This is a genomic window from Thermostichus lividus PCC 6715 (assembly GCF_002754935.1).
GTDB lineage: Bacteria > Cyanobacteriota > Cyanobacteriia > Thermosynechococcales > Thermosynechococcaceae > Thermosynechococcus > Thermosynechococcus lividus.
The window spans coordinates 1,730,306-1,753,406 of the sequence record NZ_CP018092.1 but is presented as its reverse complement, the minus strand read 5'-3'; the positions used below and the strand labels follow the sequence as shown (position 1 = coordinate 1,753,406).

18 protein-coding genes and 3 pseudogenes are annotated in these 23,101 nt (G+C 54.4%); 9 read left to right on the top strand and 12 right to left on the bottom strand.

The features are described 5' to 3' along the window. Window positions 1–19: 19 nt before the first annotated feature. The 4 genes from BRW62_RS08740 to BRW62_RS08730 form a co-directional block, all read right to left on the bottom strand. Window positions 20–1,468, bottom strand: coding sequence for a PP2C family protein-serine/threonine phosphatase (locus BRW62_RS08740; protein ID WP_198405970.1), 1,449 nt, complete (start codon window positions 1,466–1,468; stop codon window positions 20–22). Window positions 1,469–1,512: 44 nt separating this feature from the next. Further along, on the bottom strand, window positions 1,513–1,908 hold the full coding sequence (locus tag BRW62_RS13435; RefSeq protein WP_198405969.1) for a hypothetical protein: 396 nt from the start codon (window positions 1,906–1,908) through the stop codon (window positions 1,513–1,515). Between the two features lie 117 nt (window positions 1,909–2,025). Beyond that, the gene (locus tag BRW62_RS08735) at window positions 2,026–2,448 is read right to left on the bottom strand and encodes an ATP-binding protein (RefSeq protein WP_099799110.1); all 423 of its coding nucleotides are present in this window, start codon (window positions 2,446–2,448) and stop codon (window positions 2,026–2,028) included. A 6-nt stretch (window positions 2,449–2,454) separates the two neighbouring features. Then, window positions 2,455–3,411 carry a branched-chain amino acid ABC transporter permease gene (locus BRW62_RS08730; protein WP_099799109.1) on the bottom strand — a complete coding sequence of 319 codons (957 nt, stop codon included), beginning with the start codon at window positions 3,409–3,411 and terminating at the stop codon, window positions 2,455–2,457. A 164-nt stretch (window positions 3,412–3,575) separates the two neighbouring features. On the opposite strand from BRW62_RS08730, the pseudogene BRW62_RS08725 reads away from it, so the two are divergent. Next, window positions 3,576–3,973: pseudogene (locus tag BRW62_RS08725) on the top strand (helix-turn-helix domain-containing protein); the annotation flags it as partial. A 116-nt stretch (window positions 3,974–4,089) separates the two neighbouring features. On the opposite strand, the gene BRW62_RS08720 reads toward BRW62_RS08725, so the two are convergent. Together BRW62_RS08720 and BRW62_RS08715 are read right to left on the bottom strand one after the other, a co-directional pair. Next, window positions 4,090–5,724: a diguanylate cyclase gene (locus tag BRW62_RS08720; protein WP_099799108.1), complete on the bottom strand. Its 1,635-nt coding sequence runs from the start codon at window positions 5,722–5,724 to the stop codon at window positions 4,090–4,092. Window positions 5,725–6,133: 409 nt separating this feature from the next. Then, window positions 6,134–8,068 carry an ABC1 kinase family protein gene (locus BRW62_RS08715; protein ID WP_099799107.1) on the bottom strand — a complete coding sequence of 645 codons (1,935 nt, stop codon included), beginning with the start codon at window positions 8,066–8,068 and terminating at the stop codon, window positions 6,134–6,136. Between the two features lie 156 nt (window positions 8,069–8,224). Between BRW62_RS08715 and BRW62_RS08710 the strand changes: the two genes are divergently transcribed. Together BRW62_RS08710 and BRW62_RS08705 are read left to right on the top strand one after the other, a co-directional pair. Then, window positions 8,225–9,685 (top strand): circularly permuted type 2 ATP-grasp protein, encoded by a 1,461-nt coding sequence (locus BRW62_RS08710; protein WP_376787918.1) that lies wholly within the window; start codon window positions 8,225–8,227, stop codon window positions 9,683–9,685. A gap of 5 nt (window positions 9,686–9,690) precedes the next feature. Then, the gene (locus tag BRW62_RS08705; protein WP_099799899.1) at window positions 9,691–9,873 is read left to right on the top strand and encodes a hypothetical protein; all 183 of its coding nucleotides are present in this window, start codon (window positions 9,691–9,693) and stop codon (window positions 9,871–9,873) included. On the opposite strand, the gene BRW62_RS08700 is transcribed toward BRW62_RS08705, so the two are convergent. Further along, entirely contained in the window at window positions 9,870–10,457 is a 588-nt protein-coding gene (locus BRW62_RS08700) for a DUF4340 domain-containing protein (RefSeq protein WP_099799106.1), read from the bottom strand. The two genes, BRW62_RS08705 and BRW62_RS08700, sit on opposite strands and share 4 nt — an antisense overlap. Window positions 10,458–10,472: 15 nt before the next feature. Then, a pseudogene (acs, locus tag BRW62_RS08695) lies at window positions 10,473–12,442 on the bottom strand (acetate--CoA ligase). A gap of 132 nt (window positions 12,443–12,574) precedes the next feature. Between acs and BRW62_RS08690 the strand changes: the two are divergent. From BRW62_RS08690 to BRW62_RS08675, 5 genes and pseudogenes are all read left to right on the top strand, one after another. Beyond that, window positions 12,575–14,163, top strand: a pseudogene (locus tag BRW62_RS08690) (glucose-6-phosphate isomerase). Then, the gene (locus tag BRW62_RS13990) at window positions 14,163–14,513 is read left to right on the top strand and encodes a hypothetical protein (RefSeq protein WP_227517332.1); all 351 of its coding nucleotides are present in this window, start codon (window positions 14,163–14,165) and stop codon (window positions 14,511–14,513) included. Before BRW62_RS08690 ends, BRW62_RS13990 begins: the two are co-directional and overlap by 1 nt. Continuing rightward, window positions 14,402–15,196 carry an extracellular solute-binding protein gene (locus BRW62_RS08685; RefSeq protein WP_227517331.1) on the top strand — a complete coding sequence of 265 codons (795 nt, stop codon included), beginning with the start codon at window positions 14,402–14,404 and terminating at the stop codon, window positions 15,194–15,196. The genes BRW62_RS13990 and BRW62_RS08685 overlap by 112 nt, the downstream gene beginning before the upstream one ends. Window positions 15,197–15,272: 76 nt before the next feature. Continuing rightward, window positions 15,273–17,840: a DNA gyrase subunit A gene (gene gyrA, locus BRW62_RS08680; RefSeq protein ID WP_099799105.1), complete on the top strand. Its 2,568-nt coding sequence runs from the start codon at window positions 15,273–15,275 to the stop codon at window positions 17,838–17,840. Further along, a complete protein-coding gene (locus tag BRW62_RS08675; protein ID WP_099799104.1) occupies window positions 17,837–18,913 on the top strand; it encodes a RuBisCO accumulation factor 1 in 1,077 nt (358 codons plus the stop codon). Before gyrA ends, BRW62_RS08675 begins: the two co-directional genes overlap by 4 nt. A 64-nt stretch (window positions 18,914–18,977) precedes the next feature. On the opposite strand, the gene mdh is transcribed toward BRW62_RS08675, so the two are convergent. The 4 genes from mdh to BRW62_RS08655 form a co-directional block, all read right to left on the bottom strand. Further along, window positions 18,978–19,913 carry a malate dehydrogenase gene (gene mdh, locus BRW62_RS08670; RefSeq protein ID WP_099799103.1) on the bottom strand — a complete coding sequence of 312 codons (936 nt, stop codon included), beginning with the start codon at window positions 19,911–19,913 and terminating at the stop codon, window positions 18,978–18,980. After that, complete coding sequence (ndhO, locus tag BRW62_RS08665) at window positions 19,914–20,126, bottom strand: photosynthetic/respiratory NAD(P)H-quinone oxidoreductase subunit O (protein WP_099799102.1); 213 nt, start codon at window positions 20,124–20,126, stop codon at window positions 19,914–19,916. It abuts the gene before it with no gap. A gap of 62 nt (window positions 20,127–20,188) precedes the next feature. Then, complete coding sequence (locus tag BRW62_RS08660) at window positions 20,189–21,265, bottom strand: ABC transporter ATP-binding protein (protein WP_099799101.1); 1,077 nt, start codon at window positions 21,263–21,265, stop codon at window positions 20,189–20,191. A 167-nt stretch (window positions 21,266–21,432) separates the two neighbouring features. After that, complete coding sequence (locus BRW62_RS08655) at window positions 21,433–21,900, bottom strand: DUF4079 domain-containing protein (protein ID WP_099799100.1); 468 nt, start codon at window positions 21,898–21,900, stop codon at window positions 21,433–21,435. A gap of 247 nt (window positions 21,901–22,147) precedes the next feature. On the opposite strand from BRW62_RS08655, the gene BRW62_RS08650 reads away from it, so the two are divergent. Then, on the top strand, window positions 22,148–22,942 hold the full coding sequence (locus BRW62_RS08650; RefSeq protein WP_099799099.1) for a TrkA C-terminal domain-containing protein: 795 nt from the start codon (window positions 22,148–22,150) through the stop codon (window positions 22,940–22,942). The last annotated feature ends 159 nt before the right edge of the window (window positions 22,943–23,101 follow it).

Sequence of the window (23,101 nt, the reverse complement as noted above, 5' to 3'; positions counted from 1 at the left end):
AGTCAGCACAGGAGAACTGTCAATCGGCCAATACTGGTGTAGGGGAGGGGTTCACATCCATCATCTGGGGGCGTTTAAGACTTAAGACCGCCAGCAGTGATAACCCTGCGGCAATTAGACCCACCAGCACCAGCAGTAACGGCCACTGTTGCCGTGTTGCTGTTGTCCGACGGACAGGGGAAGCCGTCAGCGGGGGAAGCAAGGTTTCACCGACCGAGGAGACCGTTACCGCCAAGTCGTCGCTGTGGTTTTCGGGGGGGGTATAGGTCATGGTGACATCTGTTACCTCTGGCAGTTCGTCGCTACAGACCATCCTGCTGTAGTCCGGCTCAATGGCACCGTGGGCGGTGCTAACGTGGCAGTGGATGAGGGCAACGGTGACATTGTCGTGGCCATTGGCACTGTTGGCTAGTTCAATGAGGCGATCGCCCGCCACCTCAAGGCTGATGTCTCCTTTGAGCACCGGCAGGAGATACCGACGCCAATAGGTTTCTACCCGATTAAAGTCACTTAGGCCATCGGAGCACAGGAGCAGGATCCCCTCTTCATCCAGCAAAAAGCGCTCCACCGTGGGGTAAAGATGGTGAGACGGTGCCATCCCAAGAGCTTGCACAAGGGAGCCGCCGTAGGGATGCTCAAGAGCCTGATGGTAGGTACTCATCCCCAAGCGGACATCGCGGCTTGCCACATCGTCATCGAGGGTCAGCTGATAGCAGCCCCAACGATTAATCCAGTAGGCACGACTATCGCCAATGTGGGCAAGGTAAAGATTGGCGTGCTCAATGAGGGTGCCCACAAGGGTCGTTCCCATCCGTTGCCGTTCGTGGCGATGTTCAGAATCGTTACGCGCACTGATGGCATCGTTCGTGCGATGAATGGCGTTTTGAATAGCCTGCTGCACCTCTTCTGGATTCGTGTCGAGGAGGTTGAGTGGCTCCAGAGCCTCCACTAAAATTGAAATGGCCAAACCAGAGGCCACGTCTCCCCCTTCGTGCCCCCCTACCCCATCACAGACCAAGGCTAACATCCGCGACGCATGGTTGAGGGTGGTACCGTGAGGCGGGTAGCAGCTATCTTCATTTCGGCTCCGGCTTGGGCCTTGATCAGAGCGGGTAACAATATCATAGTGGTATTGATAGTCTAGATGGCTCAGAGCCTGCTGAAACAGTGCTTCAATGGTTGAGCGTACCGATTCTGCGGTTACGTCCTGACTGTGCTGCATTTGCTCACACAGCGTCTGAAATGCTTGGTCAAAGTTGTCGTCTCGATCTGCAAAGCCAAAGTGCTTTTGCCAAAAGGCTCCCAGCATTGCCAAGGTTGGATCGGCCCCAACCTGTAGTTGCAGCAGCCGCACTAAAGAGCCTTCTGCCCGCAACAGTTGGGGGTTCAGAAGTGTAACTGCCACATTCTCTTCTATGAGGGCAGGCCACAGGGAAATAATTTGCCATAACCAACTCAATCGCCGCACGAGACCAGCCTGTTGCCAAATGCTCGTCAGCGGGGCAGCATGGGTTAAGCCGGGGTGCTTTGGGCACCGTTAATGTCGATGCAACTGACGGGAGCGTGCTCAAGCAGCAGCAATTCCCCTGCCCCTAGCGACAGTGCCCCAAATAGTTCGGGGACGTGGGGACGTTTGGGAAAAAGTTTCAGATAGGGGCGATATAGTTGCACGGTGTTATCGATACCAGGGGCAGGCTCACCGGGGAAGAGGTCTAGCAGTAGGTGTTTGCCCTGCACCAGATAGCGATCGCCAACAATAGCCCCGATCTTATAACCATCTAAACTAGAGCCAATCGCCCACAGATAACGCTTCAGAAGAGGGACATGGCAATGACTACACTCTTGATTAGTAATGGGGTTCGCCGTGCCACACTCGGGACAGGTAAGAGTGACTAGGGGCTGGTTCATGGAAATTTGCGGCCTAAAAACAGCGGATGTCTGAAGGAAGCGATTATCGGCACAACTGCTCTAGTCTCTATGGTAGCCCTTACGTCCTAGCCACGTTCAATCCAATAGAAATCTAGGCTAATGGGCTAGGTGAGCAACCCGTTTTCGCAAGGTTAAACAATTCCCGCCCGTTTCACTGGGCCTATAGCTTAGCTCATCCACGATGGTGGCTAATAGGCGCAAACCACGTCCGCCTTCGGCATCCACAGCAATTTGGGCGGGCAACTGTTGCAAATGTGTCATCAAATCAAAGCCCTGCCCCTGATCCCAGATGCGCAGCTCAATCATTGTCTGGGTTAGGGATAACTCGACTCGAATCGGGGTTTCCTTGGGGCGATCGCGGTGGGCATGGCGCACAGCATTGGTAAACCCCTCGGCCAAGGCTAGCTCGAGCTTTAGCCATTCTTCAAGGGGAAATAGCGGTGGTTGATAGCGGTTGAACCACTCTAGCAGTGCCTCAAGCTCGTTCAAGTCGCTACTGAGGGTTAAGGAAACAACCATAGGGATTCAGTGTAACAAATCCTTTCGGATGTGCCGCCAGACCCTCAACCGAGATTGAAGTTGCCGCCAACGGGGCGGTTGACACACCCCCTGTGGAAAAAAGCAGGTGCCCAGCACAATCAACCCACCGTAGAGAATCATCCGCCCATCGCGTAAAAAGGCTGCAATCGCCGTTGGCAGTTCGGGTTGATCCGCCAAACCACGCAGCAATTCAGGGAGGGCAGTAAAGACCATACCGCCAACCACCGCCCCAACAAAGGTACGATTGCCGCCAATTAACACCGCGGTCAGGGCAATAATCCCCGTGTCGAACGTCCCTTGGCGCGGGTTCCACGTATTCAGTAAATGGGCACTTAAAACCCCTGCCACCCCCGCTAGCATCGCGCCAAGGGTAAACCCCAACACTTTGTAGCGAGTTGCATCAATGCCAAGGGTGGTGGCCACTAGCTCATCGGCACGAATCGCCTGCATCGCTTGCCCCGGCCGGCTGTGCTCAAGGCGGCCAATGGCGATCGCCACCACCACTAACAAGGGCAACGTCAACCACAGGTATCCCAAGGGTTCGCGAAACGGCTGCGGCACCCCAAAAATACCGATCGCCCCCCCTGTAATCTCTAGATTCAAGGCCAAGACCCGCAGCACTTCCACCAAGGCGATCGTAGCAATGGCAAAGTAGATTCCCCGCAGCCGCAGCACGGGCACGCCAATTCCCCAGCCCAATAGGCCACAACATACCACCGCCAAAACCAGTTCCACCGCCATACACCACAGAGGGTAGGGTGTCACCGCTGAGAAAACCCGAGTTGAGAGAATTGCCGCAATATAGCCACCAATGGCATAAAACCCAGGACTAGCAAGGGAGAGCTGACCACTCATGAAGGGCAAGTAGAGCGACAACGCTAGTAATGCCCCCAGAGTCATGGACACAATTAAAAAGCCGTAGGTACTCAACCAGTGTGTCATAGGGGTAGTTCTAGAACGGACACCTTAATCCAAGTTTGTGACATCCCCCCGACACTGACCCTACGGGTACAGCGCGGGACGTATCGCTCTCCGAACCCCTCATTAGTTAAAGCTTATTAAGCTAATATAGGAAATAAAGTACTCAAAGGTCAGGAGAGTAGCATATGCCAACCCACTCCTTAGATTTACGGCGCAGGGTTGTGGCGGCCTATCAAGCGGGCGGAACCTCCATCCGGCAGGTAGCAGAGCGGTTCATGGTGACCAAGAGAACCGTACATCGATGGGTTCGGCAGTATCAAGAGACACAGGACTTAACCCCTAAGAAAGTGGGGACAAAACGAATTGGCATTCTAGATCAAAACTACAGCAAGGTGATGGAGATTATTGTAGCCTATCCAGACAAGTGCCTATGGCAGTACCGAGACATGATCAGCGAGCAGCTAGGGATTAATGTCAGTACAGTCACGATACATAATTTTCTAAAAAAGCATGGGTTGACATTAAAGAAAAGACGCTCCGCCGTGCCAAAGCCAACGATCAAGAGGCACAAAAGCGGCGGTTAGAGTCCTAGCAGAGCATCAGCAATAGTACCACTAGCAAAAATCCGTGGTGGTCTTCGCATAGCGTGCCGATAGCGATGCGCAACCGAAGGGAGCAATTCAGGTGTCATTAATCTATTTAGATCATTGCCGTGGCAATCTGACAGCGGCCTGCGGCCTTGGCTTTATAAAGTGCCTCATCTGCTGCTTTCACCAGTTCTAGGAGAGTGGCACCATGGTTGGGATATTGGCTCACCCCTGCACTAAAGCTGACCTGGAACCCCTCTTGATCCGACACAGGGAAGGTATGGCTGCGCAGACGCTGTAAGCACATCCCCAATCGCTGTTCTGCTACCTCTAGGGAAATTCCGTACAAAGCTACTAAAAACTCTTCTCCACCCCAACGAGCCACTACATCCTCCATGCGTAAGGATTGCCGCAGAATGCGCGCTGTCGTCACCAAGACCTGGTCCCCCAGATCATGGCCGTAGGTATCGTTAATACGTTTGAAGTAGTCTAAGTCTAAAACTGCGAGACACAGCGGTTGCTGCTGCCGATCTGCCAACTGCAAAAAGCGTTCAATATCCTCGGTGGCCTTGCGACGGTTGCACACCCCAGTGAGCGGATCCACCTCCGCCAACCGCTTGAGGAGCCGTGTACGCTCAAGGCGGTTGATAATGCGTGTCATTAGCTCTGGCCCGACAATCGGCTTATTCACAAAATCATCGGCACCAGCGGCAAAGAGTTGGTTCACAAGTGCCGGATCGGTGGTTGCGGTGAGAAACAAAATTGGTAGACGACTCCAGCGGGGGTCATTGCGTACAACTTGGCACAGTTCAATGCCATTGATGCCGGGCATTTGCACATCGAGAATCACTAATTCTGGATGGGTGGCTTCCAAAACATCCCAGAATTGATCTGGATCTTGTAGGGACGTGACACTCATCCCCCACGGCTCAAGGAGCCGCTTGAGAATGGCTAAGGTGACCGGATCATCATCCACCGTTAGAATACTGGCGGATGTCACCTCCTGCGGCTGCAACAGTTGTTCGAGGGTTTGCAGCAGTCGCTCCATATCCACAGGCTTGTTGAGGGTAATCCGCGACCCCAAGCGAATGGCGGCAAGGCGATCGCGCCATGTGTCGTGGGCCGTGAAGACCAACACAGGAATTGGCGGACGATGCTGGCGTAACTCTTGTAAAAACTCGCGGCTTGTGGCCTCGTCGGGAACCACTTCTGGATTGAGAATCACGACATTGGGGGCAAAGTCTTCAACGTAGGCTTTGACTAAGGGCCAACTATCAATGGCTACATAACGAAACCCAGCATCGGCGGCATGGCGTTCTAGGGAATGTACTAAGGCGGCATCGTTATCAATGTGCAGCACCAAGGGCAGACCAGAGTCATGATTGGTTTTTAGCCTAGAGGTGGCGATCGCGCTCAGAAGAGGCTTGACCACCTGAACTAGGGAACTTTGACTACAGGGATAACGGTAGTAAATGACTTGATCGTCTGGCTGCCTTGGAACTTCGCTGCGGGTCAATACCAAAATTGGCTCCTGAAAGCCATGGCTGCGCACCTGCTGACAAAAACGCTCCACCGTTGTCTCTAGGTGTGCGTCATCTACAATCAGCAACTCGTAGCGGCTACTGGCCAATATCCCCCAGAGGTCATCGGCTCGGGCAACTACATCAACCCGCTGCTCTGATGCACTCAGCATGGTAACAAGTGTGGCTGCTGTCGTCTCATCATCGTGATACACCAAAATGCCCATAGCACTGCTTCAACCCCAACTGGTATTACCCTATCGCTTCCCAACAATTGTGCTCAAGCTGCCCAAAGGCTTGGTGTTGCTGGATAGCGACTAGGTTCAGCGAGGGCGAGAGGGAAATGGAGAAAGACTGTGCTGTTGGCGGTAGGCCATGATGAGATTGTAAAGGCGCTCTTCTTCTAGCTCAAGGGTATCTCCACGATAGTGAGGGGCACTGAGAAGCTCTGATGCAGAGCAGGTCGGGGCAGCCGGTTGGGCGATTCCCCCCTAGGCTCCACACCAATGGCAGACTATAGCCAAGCCACCGTAGCCTCAGCACGGCACCAGCGTGTCGCTTAGATTCTTTGGTGAATTCTGGCGTGAGGTGGGTTCATCGGGACATCTCCAAGCCCCCCCGTGGGCGGGGAGAAGGTCAGTTGGTTGCCCCTGTGGATTGCAGTTGAGGTTTTGTATCTGCTAAAAAGACTTCCCGGACAAAGCGGGCGATCGCCCGTTGGAGGAGACCATTGACAATTCGCTGTCCCATCTGCTGCAATTCTGGGCGGAGGATAATTTTCAGAATCGCAGGAATAATCTTCATCACATCAAACCCGGGGGTGTCCTGCAAAATACTAAAAATCCGCCGCAAATGCTCAAGGGCATTGGGTTCGCTGATAATGCTTGGGGCGCTACTGGTGGGAATGGGGCGGGTAACCAGCGGTAACATCTGCGCCACATTGAACTGACCCACCGTTACCCGTGCCCAAGTATCCAAACTCTTGACAATTTCATCGGCAAGGCGATCGCGATAAAACTCACCCCGCTCAGAAAATAAAAAGTCAAGGGCTTGTTCGAACACCACATTAAAATCGTAGTCACGGCTTTCGCGAGCATTACGCAGCAAATTCTCAAGGCGGGTCCAGCGGAATTGACCATCCTTGAGCAGCAAGTTTGCCAAGCTAGTGCGCAACTCCGGCGCTGAATCGGTAAGGAGCCGTTTGGCAATGTACGGATAGGCCGCACTGAGCACCTTGAAGTTTGGGTCCACGCCCATGGCAATCCCTTCCATCGTGAGTAGCGATCGCACAATTAAGGCATAGTAAGCGGGCACCTGAAACGGATACTCGTACATTACTTCCGAAAGGCGATCAAAAATGCGCTGAATATTCAACTCAGCCACACTTGCCCCTAGGGCATCCTCAAAGACCAGCGCCAGCGCCGGAATAATTGGCTCTAGATTGGTATCTTCCGCCAAAAACCCTAAGCGCACATAGTCATAGGCAAGACTTTCGTACTCGCGGTTGACAATATGAACAATGGCATTCAGTAAACCGTAGCGCTGGGCAGGTTCAATCTCGCTCATCATGCCAAAGTCAAGGTAGGCGAGTTTACCATTGGGCATCGCCAGCAGGTTGCCGGGGTGTGGGTCTGCGTGGAAGAAACCGTGCTCCAGCAATTGCCGCAGGGAACACTGTACCCCAACATACACCATATAGCGGGGGTCGATCCCTTGGGCTTGAATTTGCTGTGGCTGGTTGAGCTTGACCCCCGTCACCCATTCCATGGTCAGGACGCGGCGGCGGGTATAGTCCCAGTAGATTTTTGGAATATAGACATCGGGTAGATGACCGTAGAGACGGGCAAAGCGCTCGGCATTACGCCCCTCTTGGGTATAGTCCATTTCCTCAAACAGCCGACTAGCAAACTCATCTAAAATTGCCACCAAATCGCTGCGAATTTCTTTGATGAGGCGTTGAGCCCAGTAGGCCACTCCCCGCAAAATGTAAATGTCAAGGGTAATACTTTCAGCGAGGCCGGGGCGCTGTACTTTGACGGCAACTATTTCACCACTTTTGAGGCGACCACGATAAACTTGCCCTAAGGATGCCGCCGCAATGGGCTGATCACTCAGGTCGGCAAACAGTTCCTGGGGGGGTGCCCCGAGTTCCTCCTCGATAAAGCGAAATGCAACCTCATTGGGAAACGCCGGTAATTGATCTTGGAGTTTCGTCAGTTCTTCAAGGTAAACGGCAGGCAACAGGTCTGGGCGGGTGGACAGTGCCTGCCCCACTTTAATGTAGGCCGGACCGAGGCGGGTTAGGGTATCTCGCAGGGCGATCGCCCGGCGATGTTGATTTTTCTTCCCTTGTCCTGTGAGGTTATCCCACCAGCGATTGAATAGCAGCCAAAACACCGGCCACAGAATCTGCACCCAACGGCTGATCACCAGCAAGGGGCGTTGCCGATAATAAGCCGCGATCGCCTCCGGATCGTAGGGCTGAAACTCATCGTTGCCATTGGGTAGCGCTTCAGCAGCGATCGCAATGTCTTGGGGAGACTCAGACGCAGGGGGTAAGGCCGTGTTCATAGGGATGTGGGGATAACGCTGTAACGTATTGTAACAATTGACTTGGCTAACGCCTCTGTGAGGAGCACCGGTGCTTACGTCATTGAAGCTAGTACAACTTTGTACTATAGGGAAATAGACAAACATGGAAGCTAGGATACTTGGGAACGTCCAAGGATGCTGAGCAGCAGTGGAGAGAGAATAGTGGAACTCGATAATTACGATCCGGGCGATTTTTATGATGAGTGGTTTATTGCCCGCGGTCAGCCACGACCGTTTATTGAGCCTCTCTTACGGCGGGTGCGATCGCTGCCAGAAGGAGAGCTAAAACGGCGCCAAACCACGGCTCAGCAGGTCATGTTTAACATCGGTGCCACATTTACGGTCTATGGCTCTGAGGAGGGCACCGAGCGGATTATGCCCTTTGATATTTTGCCGCGAGTGATTCCGGCGCAAGAGTGGCGGCAGCTTGAACAGGGGCTCAAGCAACGCATTCAAGCGCTGAACTGTTTTATTGCGGATGTCTATGGCCAGCAAAAAATCATTAATGATGGCGTGATTCCCCGGGAACTCATCGAGTCAGCCAAGGGCTATCTGCGTGCTTGCCACGATCTAAAGCCACCCGCAGGAATTTGGTGCCATATTACGGGAACTGACTTGGTGCGCGATCGCGACGGCACATGGTATGTCCTTGAGGATAATTTGCGCTGTCCCTCTGGCATTTCCTATGTGCTTGAGAATCGACGGGTGATGAAAAGTACCTTTCCGCTGGTATTTAAGGAGTTGGATATCCAACCGGTGGATGAGTACGCCAGCCATTTACTGGAAACCCTATTGAACCTAGCCCCACCCGGATTGCCGGATGCCACAGTGGTGGTACTGACTCCGGGGATGTATAACTCAGCCTATTTTGAGCATTCTTTTTTGGCGCAGCAGATGGGTGTCACCCTTGTGGAAGGGCGGGATTTGGTGGTGGCAGATGGCTACTTGCAAATGCGTACCACCAAAGGCTTAAAACGGGTGGATGTGGTCTATCGCCGCATTGATGATGATTTTATTGATCCGGCCGTCTTTCGATCGGACTCGATGCTAGGGGTGGCAGGCTTAACAGAGGTCTATCGTCAAGGACGGGTAGCGATCGCCAACGCCTTGGGCACTGGTGTTGCTGACGATAAAGTGATCTATGCCTACGTTCCCCAAATGATCCGCTACTATCTGGGGGAAGAGCTGCGGTTACCGAACGTCCCCACCTATCTGTGCTGGGAACCGCAGCAACTCGACTACGTGCTCCATCATTTAGATGAATTGGTGATCAAATCTGCCAACGAGTCGGGGGGCTACGGGATGCTCATTGGCGCCCAATCCACAGCTAGTGAGCGGGCTGAGTTTGCTGAGCGCGTGAAGGCTAACCCCCGCAACTATATTGCCCAACCTACCCTGTCTCTCTCGCGGGTACCAACCCTCCTCGGCGATGAGATTGTTGGCTGCCATGTGGATCTGCGCCCCTATATTCTCTATGGCAAAGAGATTTACGTGCACCCCGGAGGACTCACACGGGTTGCTATGAAGCCCGGATCCTTAGTGGTAAATTCCTCCCAAGGAGGTGGCAGTAAAGATACTTGGGTATTAAGCGAGTAATGACAATGGTGACAGTAATTAGTGAGTTAGAGCAACCCATCACCTTCGATAGTTTTTTTGGCCCGCTGACCCTCCAGCCGGGTCGGAATGAAAATGTTGATGAACGCCGTTGGCGCAACTGCAAAACCCACAATGCAGATTTGCAAGCCCTACTGAAGAAAAACCTGATTCGGGTGGCTGACGCTTAGTTTGAGGGTTCGGGTGAGCGTGGGGCTGGCTGGCGCTCCCACTCGATCAGGGGACGTTCAATAGCATTTTTCAGGTCTAAGGGAACCAAGGTGACTGTCATAGTGTCACGAGGCTGTGGTTGGGGGTCAATTTCGGCATAGAGTTGCCGGCCATCAAAGGTTGGGTTGCCCAGTAATAGCCGATGCTGAGTGCCATCCTTAAGGGTCATCTCTAGGGTAGCCATAGGGGGCAAAAGGCCATAGTCAGCGGCACGATTCGTGGGCACGTCAAGGGAGCGATCGCGCTCACCCGTGGTCAGCAAATTTAATAAAAAGACAACGGTTCCCTCTTCCGCCGGTACCTCCTGCTCTCGCTGAATGACCCACGTCCCCGTTTTCTGCTTTTTGAGGTTAAGGGTGTACTGGGGCGCAACAATCTTGAGAGCGGTAACATCCGCCTCTTGGAAGCTAAAGAGGCGAGCCTTGGTTTGTTGACTTGGTGCGTTTGGTGCCGGTAGTTGTTGCTCAAATAAAAAGAGGCTGCCTCCCAAAATGGCCGCAGTTGCCAGCAAAATCAGCGTTTTTGTGCGAATGCCAGTCGCCATCAGACTCCCTATGGCCTACGCTCCCTGACGCAATTTATCGAGTACCGAGCGATCCTCAAGGGTTGAGGTATCCCCTGCCACCTCTTCCCCAGCGGCCAAAGAGCGCAGTAACCGCCGCATAATTTTGCCGGAGCGGGTTTTGGGCAGCGCATCGGTAAAGCGAATCTCCGCTGGGCGTGCCAACGCACCGATTTCCTTAACAACGTGCTGCTTGAGTTCCTGCTGCAGGGTCTCGGTGGGGGGAGTGCTACCTTCTAAAATCACAAAGGCCACGATATCTTCGCCCTTCACCTCGTCAGGCTTGCCAACAACGGCAGCCTCGGCCACCGCAGGGTGGGCGACCAAGGCTGACTCAATTTCCATGGTGCCTAGGCGATGCCCCGACACGTTAATCACATCATCCACCCGTCCCATGATCCAGAAGTCGCCGTCTGCATCTTTGCGCGCCCCATCCCCCGCAAAGTAAACATACTGGCCGTTCTGGGGAGGAATATGCTCCCAGTACGTCCGGCGGAAGCGATCGGGATCGCCATAGACGGTGCGCATCATCCCCGGCCATGGGTGGCGAATCACCAGATACCCCCCTTCGTTGACCCCGACCGGGTGCCCCTCTAAATCAACAACATCTGCCAAGATGCCAGGAAAGGGTTTAGTGGCTGAGCCGGGTTTCATGGGGATGGCACCGGGTAAGGAGGTGATCATGTGGCCGCCGGTCTCGGTTTGCCACCACGTATCGACAATGGGACAGCGTTCGCGACCAATGACGCGGTAGTACCACATCCATGCTTCGGGATTAATGGGTTCGCCAACGGTCCCCAGCAGGCGCAACGAGGAGAGATTACGCGCCTTGGGCAGGTGTTCGCCCATTTTAATAAAGGCGCGGATGGCAGTGGGGGCGGTATAAAAAATAGTGACACCGTACTTTTCAATCACGTCCCAGAAACACCCCGGATTTGAGGCGCGGGGTGCGCCCTCATACATGACAGTGGTAGCACCGTTAGACAAGGGGCCATAGACGATGTAGCTGTGCCCCGTAATCCAGCCAACGTCGGCAGTACACCAATAGACATCGGTATCTTGCAGGTCAAAGGTCCATTGGGTGGTGATGTGGGTATAGAGGTTGTAGCCAGCGGTGGTATGCACAACCCCCTTAGGTTTGCCCGTGGAGCCAGAGGTGTAGAGGATAAAGAGTAAGTCTTCACTGTCCATCGGTTCAGCGGGACAATCGGCACTCACCCCTTTTTGGAGATCGTGCCACCAGTGATCGCGACCGGGCACCATGGTGATCGGCTGCTGGGTGCGCTGCACCACCAAAACGTGCTCGACGCTGGGAACCGCTTGATCGCTAAGGGCGCTATCGACTTGATCTTTGAGGGGAACAATGGCATCTTTGCGCCAGCCACCATCGGCAGTGACCACTAGCTTCGCTTGAGCATCAATGAGGCGATCGCGCAGGGCTTCGGCACTAAAGCCACCAAACACGACGGAATGGGGTGCACCAATGCGCGCGCAGGCGAGCATGGCGATCGCCGCTTCCGGAATCATGGGCATATAAATGCCGACGCGATCGCCCTTTTTAATTCCAAGTTGTTTGAGAACATTGGCAAACTGGCACACCTCGCGGTGCAGTTGGGCATAGGTGAGGGTGCGGCTATCGCCGGGTTCCCCTTCCCAGATCAGGGCTGCTTTGTTCTTGCGCCACGTGGTCAGGTGGCGATCGAGGCAGTTGTAGGTAATATTAATTTTGCCATTGACAAACCACTTGGCGGTGGGAGGCTGCCAATCGAGTACCTGATCCCAAGGCTGAAACCAGTCGAGTTCCTGCTGTGCCAGTTCCCCCAGAAGGCCGCCGGATCTGCTTTTGCTTTGGCGTAGAGGTGCTCGTAGGCCTCAAAGGAGTTAATCCGTGCCTTCGCCACAAAGTCAGCGGGGGGGTAAAAAAGACGGTGTTCCTGAAGAATGGATTCAATAGTGGGGCGGCTCATCCCTAGATTCCGTGGCAGCAAGATCTATCTTAACCGAGGAGGGATCGCCGCTATCTTGAAGACGGTGATGATTCCCTGCGGAGGGTAATTGTTGGGGTACGCTGGAATCGTAGCGCAATTTTTTTAATTTTTATGGATGCTTTGGCTCTTTGGCACCACTACCAAGACTGGCTGTACTACCACCCAGACCTTGATCTCTACGTTGATGTCAGTCGGATGGGGCTGACCCAAGACGTTGTTCGTGACCTAGAGCCTGCCTTTAGGCGCGCCTTTGAGCAGATGCAGGCTCTCGAAGCGGGGGCGATCGCCAACCCGGATGAAGGTCGAATGGTGGGGCACTACTGGTTGCGGGATGCCGACCTTGCCCCCACCCCAGAGATACGGGCTGAGATTCGCGACGGAATCGCCCAGGTGCATCGCTTTAGCCAGTACATCCATTCCGGCCAAATTGCCCCACCCCAAGGTGGACGCTTTACGGATATTCTCTCCATTGGCATTGGCGGCTCGGCACTGGGCCCCCAGTTTGTGTCTGCCGCCTTAGCACCCGTTACCCCCCCTTGGCCATTCACTTTCTCGATAATACTGATCCAGCGGGATTTGAGCGGGTTTTTGCCCAAATTGGCGATCGCCTGCGCACCACACTGGTCATCGTTATTTCCAAGTCTGGGGGCACCCCAGAAACCCGCAATGGTATGCTGGAAACGCAAGCCCGCTATCAGCAGGCAGGCTTAGCCTTTGCTGACCACGCAGTGGCTATCACCATGCCCGGCAGTGGCCTTGCCCAAATTGCCGAGTCCAATGGCTGGCTGGAAATTTTCCCGATGTTTGACTGGGTGGGGGGGCGCACCTCCGAACTCTCCGCCGTGGGTCTGTTGCCCGCCGCCCTACAGGGGATTGACATTGAAGCCATGCTCCACGGGGCGCGGCAAATGGACCAGGCTACCCGGGTGCCGCAACTGCGCCAAAATCCGGCAGCTCTGTTGGCCTTGGCCTGGTACCACGCAGGGAACGGCCGTGGCGAAAAAGATATGGTCATTCTGCCCTATAAAGATAGCCTGCTGCTCTTTAGCCGCTATCTGCAACAGTTAGTGATGGAATCCTTGGGCAAGGAGAAAGACCTTGCTGGCAACATTGTCCACCAAGGGATTGCCGTCTATGGCAACAAGGGCACCACAGATCAGCACGCCTACGTGCAGCAGCTACGCGACGGCTTGGCAAATTTTTTTGTGACGTTTATCGAGGTACTGCGGGATGGCCAGCAACCAGGCATTGAGGTGGAGCCGGGCATTACCGCCGGTGACTATTTGAGCGGTCTGCTGTTGGGGACGCGCCAAGCTCTCTACGAAAAGGATCGGCCTTCCCTCACCGTCACCATTCCAGAGGTCACGCCTCGGACGGTGGGGGCACTCATTGCCCTCTACGAGCGGGCAGTAGGATTGTACGGCTTTTTGGTGAATATCAATGCCTACCATCAACCGGGGGTGGAGGCGGGCAAAAAAGCAGCCGCCGCCACTCTGGCGTTACAAAAACAGATTGTGAAGGTGCTCCAGCAGAGTACTGCGCCATTAGATGTGCAGGCGATCGCCCAAGCGCTCAACGCCTCCGAGCAGCAAGAAACCATTTACCTGATTCTGCGGCATTTGGTGGCCAACGATCGCGGCGTGGCGCAACTGGGGGATCCGGCGTGTCCCAACCAACTACAGTTTTGTTGGCAACGCTAATGCAGCGACGCGAATTTTGTCAGGGGGGAGTGGCGATCGCCGCCATGGCACTAGCTGGGTGCCAAGGATCAAGCCAAGGGGGCATTACCGTACATCTGCTGCAAAAGTCCCTGCCGCCCCAACTCATCCGCCGTTTTCGCCAAACCCATGGCATTGGGGTGAACCTGCGCCTGAAAGAGACCCCCAGAGCCTTGCCGATACCCTCGCCAACGACAACAGGGGGGCGGCTATCGTTAGCTTGGGGGATGCTTGGCTGGCAGCGGCCGTCGCCAACGGGTGGGTTCAGCCCATTCCCAAAAGCAGCATTGAAAATTGGTCGCTCCTTACCCCACCTTGGCGCACCTTCTTAGCACGGTTCAGCGCCAACGATGCCGTTTGGGGTATTCCTTATCGCTGGGGTGCGACCCTCATGGTGTATCGTCGCGATTTCTTTGCCAATTTAGGCTGGGAACCCACGAACTGGGATGCCCTGTGGCACCCTGACCTTGACGGGCGCTATAGCCTGCTGAACACCCCCCGCGAAGTGATTGGTCTCACCCTTAAGTCCTTGGGGCGCACCTACAATGACCCCCCCGACCATCCAGACCTCGAAGCGCGATTACTGGCGCTGCGGCAACGGTGCGGTTTCTTTAGCTCCGATGCCTATCTTCAGCCCTTGATCTTAGGCAGTACACAATTGGCCGTGGGCTGGTCGAGCGATATTTTCCCCCTCGTGCAGCGGCAGCCCGATACGTTTGCAGTGGTGGCTCCGGCGGCAGGAACTGCACTGTGGGCGGATCTGTGGGTGTGCTCCCAAGTGCCCGATGCAGCGGCAACCGCTTGGTTACAGTACTGGTGGCAACCCACCGTAGCCGAGCAGTTAAGCCAGTTTACAACGGCAGTGTCCCCCGTCTTGGGGGATCTCAGCCTAGCCCAAGCGAATCGTTATGTTGATCTGCAAACCCTGTTGACCCGTAGTGAGGCACTGCTGCCCCTGCCTGCCGCCGCCCAGCAGACCTACGATCGCCTCTGGCAGGATATTTTTCTGACGTAGAAGAGGGCGCGATCGCCCACGCTGTCAAGGGTTGAACCCTTTCGTGGTAAAATAAGAGTCTCTCACGAGGCACACCATGACCTTTGCTGCTGATTCCAACCGCATTATCCCTACTGAACTGCGGGATGAGATTTCGCGCTCATACCTCGAGTATGCCATGAGCGTCATTGTTGGGCGGGCGCTACCGGATGCCCGGGATGGCCTCAAGCCCGTGCACCGTCGTATTCTCTACGCGATGCACGAGTTAGGTTTAACCGCAGACCGTCCCTTTCGCAAATGTGCCCGTGTGGTCGGTGAAGTGCTGGGGAAATACCACCCCCATGGTGACTCGGCGGTCTATGATGCCCTCGTGCGCATGGCTCAGGATTTTTCCATGCGCCATCCCCTCATTGATGGGCATGGCAACTTTGGCTCCATTGACAACGATCCGCCGGCTGCGATGCGTTATACCGAATGTCGGCTGCAAGCGCTGGCATCGGAAGCGCTGCTCCAAGACATTGAGCAGGAAACCGTTGACTTTGTTGATAATTTTGATGGCTCACAACAGGAACCCCTTGTTTTGCCCGCACGGGTGCCCCAGCTCCTGCTAAACGGCACCTCTGGGATTGCGGTGGGGATGGCCACGAACATTCCCCCCCATAACCTCGGTGAGTTGGTGGATGGACTGGTGGCACTGATCCACAGGCCTGACATCAGCGATCGCGAGTTAATGCGCTATATTCCGGGGCCTGATTTCCCCACTGGCGGACATATTCTTGGCCAAGCTGGTATTCAAGATGCCTATACCACAGGGCGCGGCTCCATTACCCTGAGAGCCGTTGCCACCATTGAAACCCTAGAGGTGCCCGGTCGTCAGCCCCGCGAGGCCATTATTGTCACGGAGCTGCCCTACCAAACCAACAAAGCTGCTCTGATGGAAAAAATTGCTGAGTTGGTGAACGACAAAAAAATCGATGGCATTGCGGATCTGCGCGACGAAAGCGATCGCGAGGGCATTCGCGTGGTCATCGAACTCAAGCGGGATGCCTATCCCCGGGTGGTGCTGAATAATCTGTACAAGCAAACCCCCCTACAGGTAAATTTTGGCGCCAATATGCTGGCGATCGTCAACAACGAACCGCAACTGCTGACCCTCAAGCGCAGCCTCGAAGTATTCCTGAGCTTCCGGGAAGAGGCGATCGCCCGCCGTACCCGCTATGCTCTGCGTAAAGCTGAAGAGCGAGATCACCTCTTGCAGGGACTGCTGATTGCCCTAGCCAACCTTGATGAGGTGATTCAACGCATCCGTGCTGCCAGCGATACCGCCTTAGCACGCCAAGACCTCATGCAGACCTATGCCCTCAGCGAGGCTCAAGCGGATGCCATTTTACAGATGCAACTGCGGCGGCTCACGGCTCTAGAAGCAGAAAAGATTCAGCGCGAACACGAAGAGCTCCAGCGGCAAATTGCTGACTTCCACAATATCCTTGCCAACCGACAACGGGTACTCGATATTATTGAAGCTGAGGTGTTGCAAATTAAAGCGAAGTTTGCCACACCGCGGCGATCGCAGATTGTCCAAGCCGACGCTGACATTAGCGATACCGACCTCATTGCTAACGATAAATCAGTGATTCTCGTTACCCAGCAGGGCTACATTAAGCGGATGCCCGTCGATACCTTTGAAGCCCAAAGTCGGGATGGCCGGGGTCGCAAAGGGGCGGAAATTAAAGAGGATGATGCGGTTGAGCACTTCTTTGGCTGCAACGATCACGATCGCATCCTCTTCTTTAGCGATCGCGGCATCGTCTATGCCCTGCCCGCCTATCAGATTCCCACTGGCTCGCGTCAAGCTCGCGGCACTCCCATTGTTCAACTCCTGCCCATTCCCCGCGAAGAGAAGATCACCTCCGTCATTGCGGTGCACGATTTTAGTGCCGACGAGTACTTAGTGATGCTCACAAGCAAGGGCTTTATTAAAAAAACGGCGCTTGCCGCCTTTAGTCATATTCGTACTAATGGCCTCATTGCAATTTCCCTTGAGGAGGGAGACCAACTGCGCTGGGTGCGGCGAACCCGCGAAGAGGACACCATTATCATTGGCTCACGGCAGGGCATGGCAATTCATTTTCGTGCCAGTCACGATCAGCTACGGCCGTTGGGGCGGGCTACCCGTGGGGTGAAGTCGATGAACCTGCGTCCGGGGGATGAGTTAGTGGGGATGGATATTCTGCCTGGGGCGATCGCCAAGAGCTTGAGCGCCACTGGCGATGATGGCGATGACACTGACGACAGCGACGAGGTGGCTGCCCAAAGTGCAGGGCCGTGGGTGTTGGTCATTACCACCAACGGTTATGGTAAGCGGGTGCCCGTCCAGCAATTTCGGTTGCAAAATCGGGCTGGAATGGGGATTACCGCCACTAAATTCAAAGCCAAGAGCAATGAAGATCACCTCGCAGCGTTACGGATTGTCAATGCTGACGACGAGTTAATGATTGTGACCAGTCGCGGTATTATCATTCGCCAAAAAGTGATCGATATTTCGTCGCAATCGCGCTCGGCAACTGGAGTGCGGCTACAACGGCTCGATGAAGACGACAGTATCGTTACGGCGGCGGTGTTACCCCCAGGGAGCATGGAGGCAGCGGAGGTTGATACCCCATGAGTCACGATCTTGATTCCCAGACCGCACAATTGCTGCAACGGCTGCGCCGCAAAGAAGGAACGTGGCAAGATTGGGGGCAAGGGTGCCAACACCTCCAGAAAGCTGGCCATTCGCCACAGGCTATTTTTGAAGCGACCGGTATTGAGCCAATTCACCAAAACCAGCTCATCATTGCCGTCCAAGTGGCGCAAAGCCTACGTGCTGGCAATGCCTCCCCTTCAGTGCTGGCCTACTTCCAAGAGCGCGGTAGTGATCTGCTTTACGAGTTACGGGTACTGTCCCAACGCGATCGCGTTGCGGCAGCAACCCTGATTGTTGAAAAGCAACTTGATGGAGCCACTGTCCATGAGGTGTGCCGCGCCCTCAAAACCATGAGCTACCAAAAGGGTGAGAGCGAAGACTTTACAGATACCCTAGGCGATCGCATTGGTCACTATTATTGGCAGTTGGCACGGCAACAGCGAGATTTAGCCCAGCGATCGCGCCTCATTGCCCAAGGCTTCCGGTTTGTGGACTCAGAGAAAGGTCGCCGCGCCCTTGAAACCCTCCTCACCGACTTGACAGTGGTGTCTGCCACCCCCCAGCCCCGCTTGCCGCTCTATCGCCTAGAGACTGCCGAAGAGTTACCTTACCTGATTCCTGTGGCTGGTTGTGCCCCTCTGACCGCGGCAGCCCTGACCGCGGTTCCAGCCCTCAAGCCCACAGGGGCATTTTCACTGGTCGATGTTGAGCGCCCTCTCACCGTGGTTGCCTTACCTGGGTGGCAAGTGCTCTTAAATGCCGTTGATCCGGTTGCCCTACTGTGGCCGGTGGCGGAGTTGCCCGCAGAACTACCCAGTAGCGACAATCTGATCCCCATCACCCAAGTTTTACTGATTGTGGATCGGGGACGACAGGAGTGGCAGGGCGATCGCTACCTCCTCATCGAAGAGACTACCGCAGAGCCACTGCGCCTAGCCTGGTATCCTCAGGCTCCTAGCGCTCCCATTCTTGGCCAACTTCTCCTAGTGTTACGGCCAGCGCAAATCCTAGATAACACGGTGAACCGCGAACTATGGCTGCTCGAAGAGTAAGATTCTCTAAACACCTTCTAAACAGCAATCTCCGACCATACCCGACAGGGTTGGGAAATGAGCATCAATTCAGCAGGCTTTGGGTAGCGGCAATGACGCCTTGGACGGCATAGGCTGAGGCGTGTAATGCCTGTAATTCACTCTCTGTCAAAGACAATTCAACAATTTGCGCGACCCCTTGGCGGTCAATGCGCGCTGGCACCCCAACATACATCCCCCTGAGATTGTAGGCCTGTTCAACGTAGGCACACACGGGCAATAATCGCGCTTGGTTCGAGAGAATTGCTTCTACCATTAGGGCAGCGGCAGCGGCGGGGGTATAAAAGGCACTGCCAGTTTGCAGCAAGTTGACAATTTCGGCGCCACCATGACGCGTGCGTTGAATGAGTCTATCGATGGTGGCGGCAGGGAGCAGTTCAGTAATGGGAATGCCGCTAACACTGGAATAGCGCGGCAAGGGTACCATCAAGTCGCCATGCCCCCCCAATACCATGGCGCGAATATCTTTAACAGAAATGTTTAGCTCAAGGGCGATAAACGCGGCAAAGCGGGCGGCATCTAATACCCCTGCCATTCCCATGACTTTCTGAGGGGGTAGCCCACTCACCTGCCATGCCACATGGGTCATGACATCAAGGGGATTGGTAACCACGACATAGACTGCATCTGGGGCAACGGCAACAGCTTGGCGAGTAATGTCTTGGATCAGATTGCCGTTGAGCTTTAGCAAGTCGTCGCGGCTCATCCCCTGTTTGCGGGGGAACCCAGCGGTAATGACTACAACATCAACATGATGAATGTCGTTATAGTCTGTTGTGCCTAGAATCTGGCGATCGTGTCCTTGAATAAGCCGCGATTGGGTGAGATCAAGGGCAAGCCCTTGGGGGCGCCCAGCAATCACATCTAGCAGGACAACATCAGCAATATTTCCCTCTGCAAGTCGTTGGGCAAGGGCACTGCCGACATTTCCGGCACCGAGGACGGCCACGCGGCTAGACATTTACTGGCTCACTTCGAGTTGCTCAAGCTTTAGCCAAACGGTCGGGGTAGGCACGGGAAACTTAATTTGGGCATACTCACCGCGAATATCCACCACTTCGCCACGCCCTTCAAACAGGTATGGCGGATAGCGGCGATCGCTAGCAAGCGCCTCCAAACTGTTGGTCAGTTTTTCAGCAATAACCTTAACAAAATCTCCTTTTTTGATGGCCATAGCACACTCCTGTCGAATTGCCCCCTATTTTAACCTTCTTGGGCTGGCAACTCTAGGTCACATCAGGTCTCTTTGGGAAAAAAGCGCACAGCCTCTGCAGGAGCGGTTAAGGCCACCGTGGCACCAACAGGAATCACTACATTCACGGGTAGGCGGGCATGGAGTTCTTTGCCCGACGGTGCCTGCACACAGTAGCGGTATTCGCGCCCTAGGAACTGGCGATCGCGAACAATTAAGGTGGTTTCTGAGGGGGGGTGTGGCTGGAGCATGACATCTTCTTCGCGAATCATGAGTTCACCCTGTACGGCTGGAGCAGCCTCTAGGAGGGGGAATGTGCCAATATCAGTGAGGACATGGCTACCTTGGGCACAGGCGGATAGAAAGTTGGCTTGGCTAATAAACCCTGCTACAAACCGTGAAGCGGGCTGACAATAAATCTCTTCAGGGGTACCCACCTGTTCTAGGCGACCTTGGCGCATAACAGCTAATCGATCCGAGAGGCTCAGGGCTTCCTCTTGATCATGGGTAACAAAAATGGCTGTGGTACCGGAGGCCTTGAGAATCGTACGCAATTCCTCCCGTAGCTGTAGCCGAACTTGAGCATCTAAGTTACTCAGGGGTTCATCCAATAAAATCACCGCAGGCTGGGGAGCGATCGCCCGTGCTAATGCGACCCGCTGTTGCTGTCCCCCCGACAGTTCGTGAGGGTATCGCTTTTCCATCCCCTGCAAATGAACTAAGGACAGAATTGCCATCACCCGTTCTTGAATTTGCTTTTTACTAAAACGATGTTGTTGCAAACCAAAGGCAATATTTTCAGCAACCGTAAGGTGGGGAAACAGAGCAAAGTCCTGAAAAACCATCCCCAAGGAGCGCTGCTCCGGTGGCACAAATAGGCCTGGGGCCGTAACACAGCGATCGCCAATCGTAATTGTGCCCTGATCGGGCGTATCTAGGCCAGCAATGAGTCGCAGCAGCGTGGTTTTACCACAGCCAGACGGCCCCAATAACCCCAGAATTTCACCATCGTGCACCCTCAGGCTAACCTCTTCAATGGCTGGAAAATGGCCAAAGAGTTTACGCAAATTTGTCAGCTGTACAGCTGTAGCGGTCGGAGTTGTCAGGGAAAGGGTTGTCATAGCTGCCAAGAAGTAAACCGTCTGCAAAACCAAAAGCGTGGCGATCGCCTTTAAGAATTATTTGCAGTAATGCAAACAGTTCTATTCTGGCATAAAAGACTCTGCTTACTGCAGACTTCTTGCAACTGGTTAGCCAATGGTTGACAAAACGCGGAGGACTGGTTGTCCTAATTGGCGTTCAGAATTCGCTGGACAATTTGTAGCCCAGTCACAGCCTGCCAACCAAAGAACCCCACTAGCAACATATTGAGGGTCATGTGCAGCACCCGCGCCACTTCACTGCCTTTTTGCATGAAGGGAGTCAAGCTAGCAGAAATGGCCACCAACCCTGTCATTGCCAAGCCAACAAGTAAGTGAGGCCCCACAAAGAGCTTACCGTTATTGATGTAGGTAGCCGCCATGCCTCCAATCGCTCCCAACACCATAAACGCCAGTAAAAATGCACCGACTTGGTGATGCTTAATATTCACCTTGGCTTGAATCAGTGCCTTCTTCTCCTCCCCACTAAGGGAGCGCAAGCGACGCGTTTGAATCCCTAAATACATCGCGTAGAGAGTTAATGCAAACAACACCCACATTAAAACTGGGTGGGCAAAGGTCACAATAGGCTGAAGCGGGGCAGGAATTTCAATCATTCTTGGTACGCAGAATTCGGCAGGGTGTTACAAAACTTATTATACGTGCCTTGGTGAATCAGCACGCAGTGGACACGCAGGCTGCCTTACCTCTAGCACTGCAGGGCTGATTACGAGCTATCTCAGCGTATGCTAAGGATTGTGGCTTAGAACCACAGAGACACTGAGGGCATGGAGAAGTGGCGCTGTATCTCTGTGGTGAAATTTCAGGTTATGGAGTCCTCTAGTCAGTTAGGAGGTGCTTTGCTTGGCAGCGCTAATCTCTGTTTTACTGACCATTACTCTGTCGCTATTGATCACTCGGATTGCCGCTGAAGCATTGACCTTGACTGGGCTATCTCGTGAGGCGGCTAAATTTCAAGCCCATTCTGCCATCACAGGTTCGGGTTTCACGACAAGTGAATCTGAGCTGGTGGTTGCTCACCCTGTACGCCGCCGTATTTTGATGTGGCTGATGTTGCTGGGTAATGCTGGGCTGATTACGGTGATTTCTTCACTGGTGTTGACGTTTATTAATGTGGCAGGGCCGCAAGAGTGGCTGCCTCGGCTGGGGTTGCTTTTGTTGGGAATTGCGGTACTGTGGGTGCTGTCAACGAATCGCTGGGTCAGTCGTTTGCTCTCGCATTGGGTGGAGTGGGCGCTCCGGCGTTGGACCCATTTAGACGTGCGAGATTATGCCAGCCTGCTGCGCCTTGCGGAAGATTATGGGGTGATCGAACTACAAATTGACCCCGACGATTGGCTGGCAGACAAGCCGTTGCAGGAAACGGATCTGTATCAGGAGGGGATGCTGGTGCTAGGAATCCAACGGTCTGATGGAACATATATTGGGGCACCTCAGGGTTCGACGGTGATTCATCCTGGAGATGTGGTGATTTTGTATGGTCGCCTAGATGCCTTCAGTGAGTTAGATTCTCGAAAAGCAGGGAGTGCGGGAGATCAGGCGCATCAGGAGGCGATCGCCCATTATCAAGAGCAGATCCGTTTAGCTGAGAGGGGGGTAGATCAGCCCCGCACTGTACCGTCGAGAGGTGGTCAGTGACGGGATACAGCCCCCGGCGCCAGTCTGCGACTGGCAGTCGTGACACTCCCCGCCGTGGAACGGCGAGGCTTCTCTGAGTTAGGCTAGAGCAAAGCCAATCTGCTCTAACTTGACCTTAGAAGGGGCTGCCACAGCCCCTCTACACACTCCACTCAAATC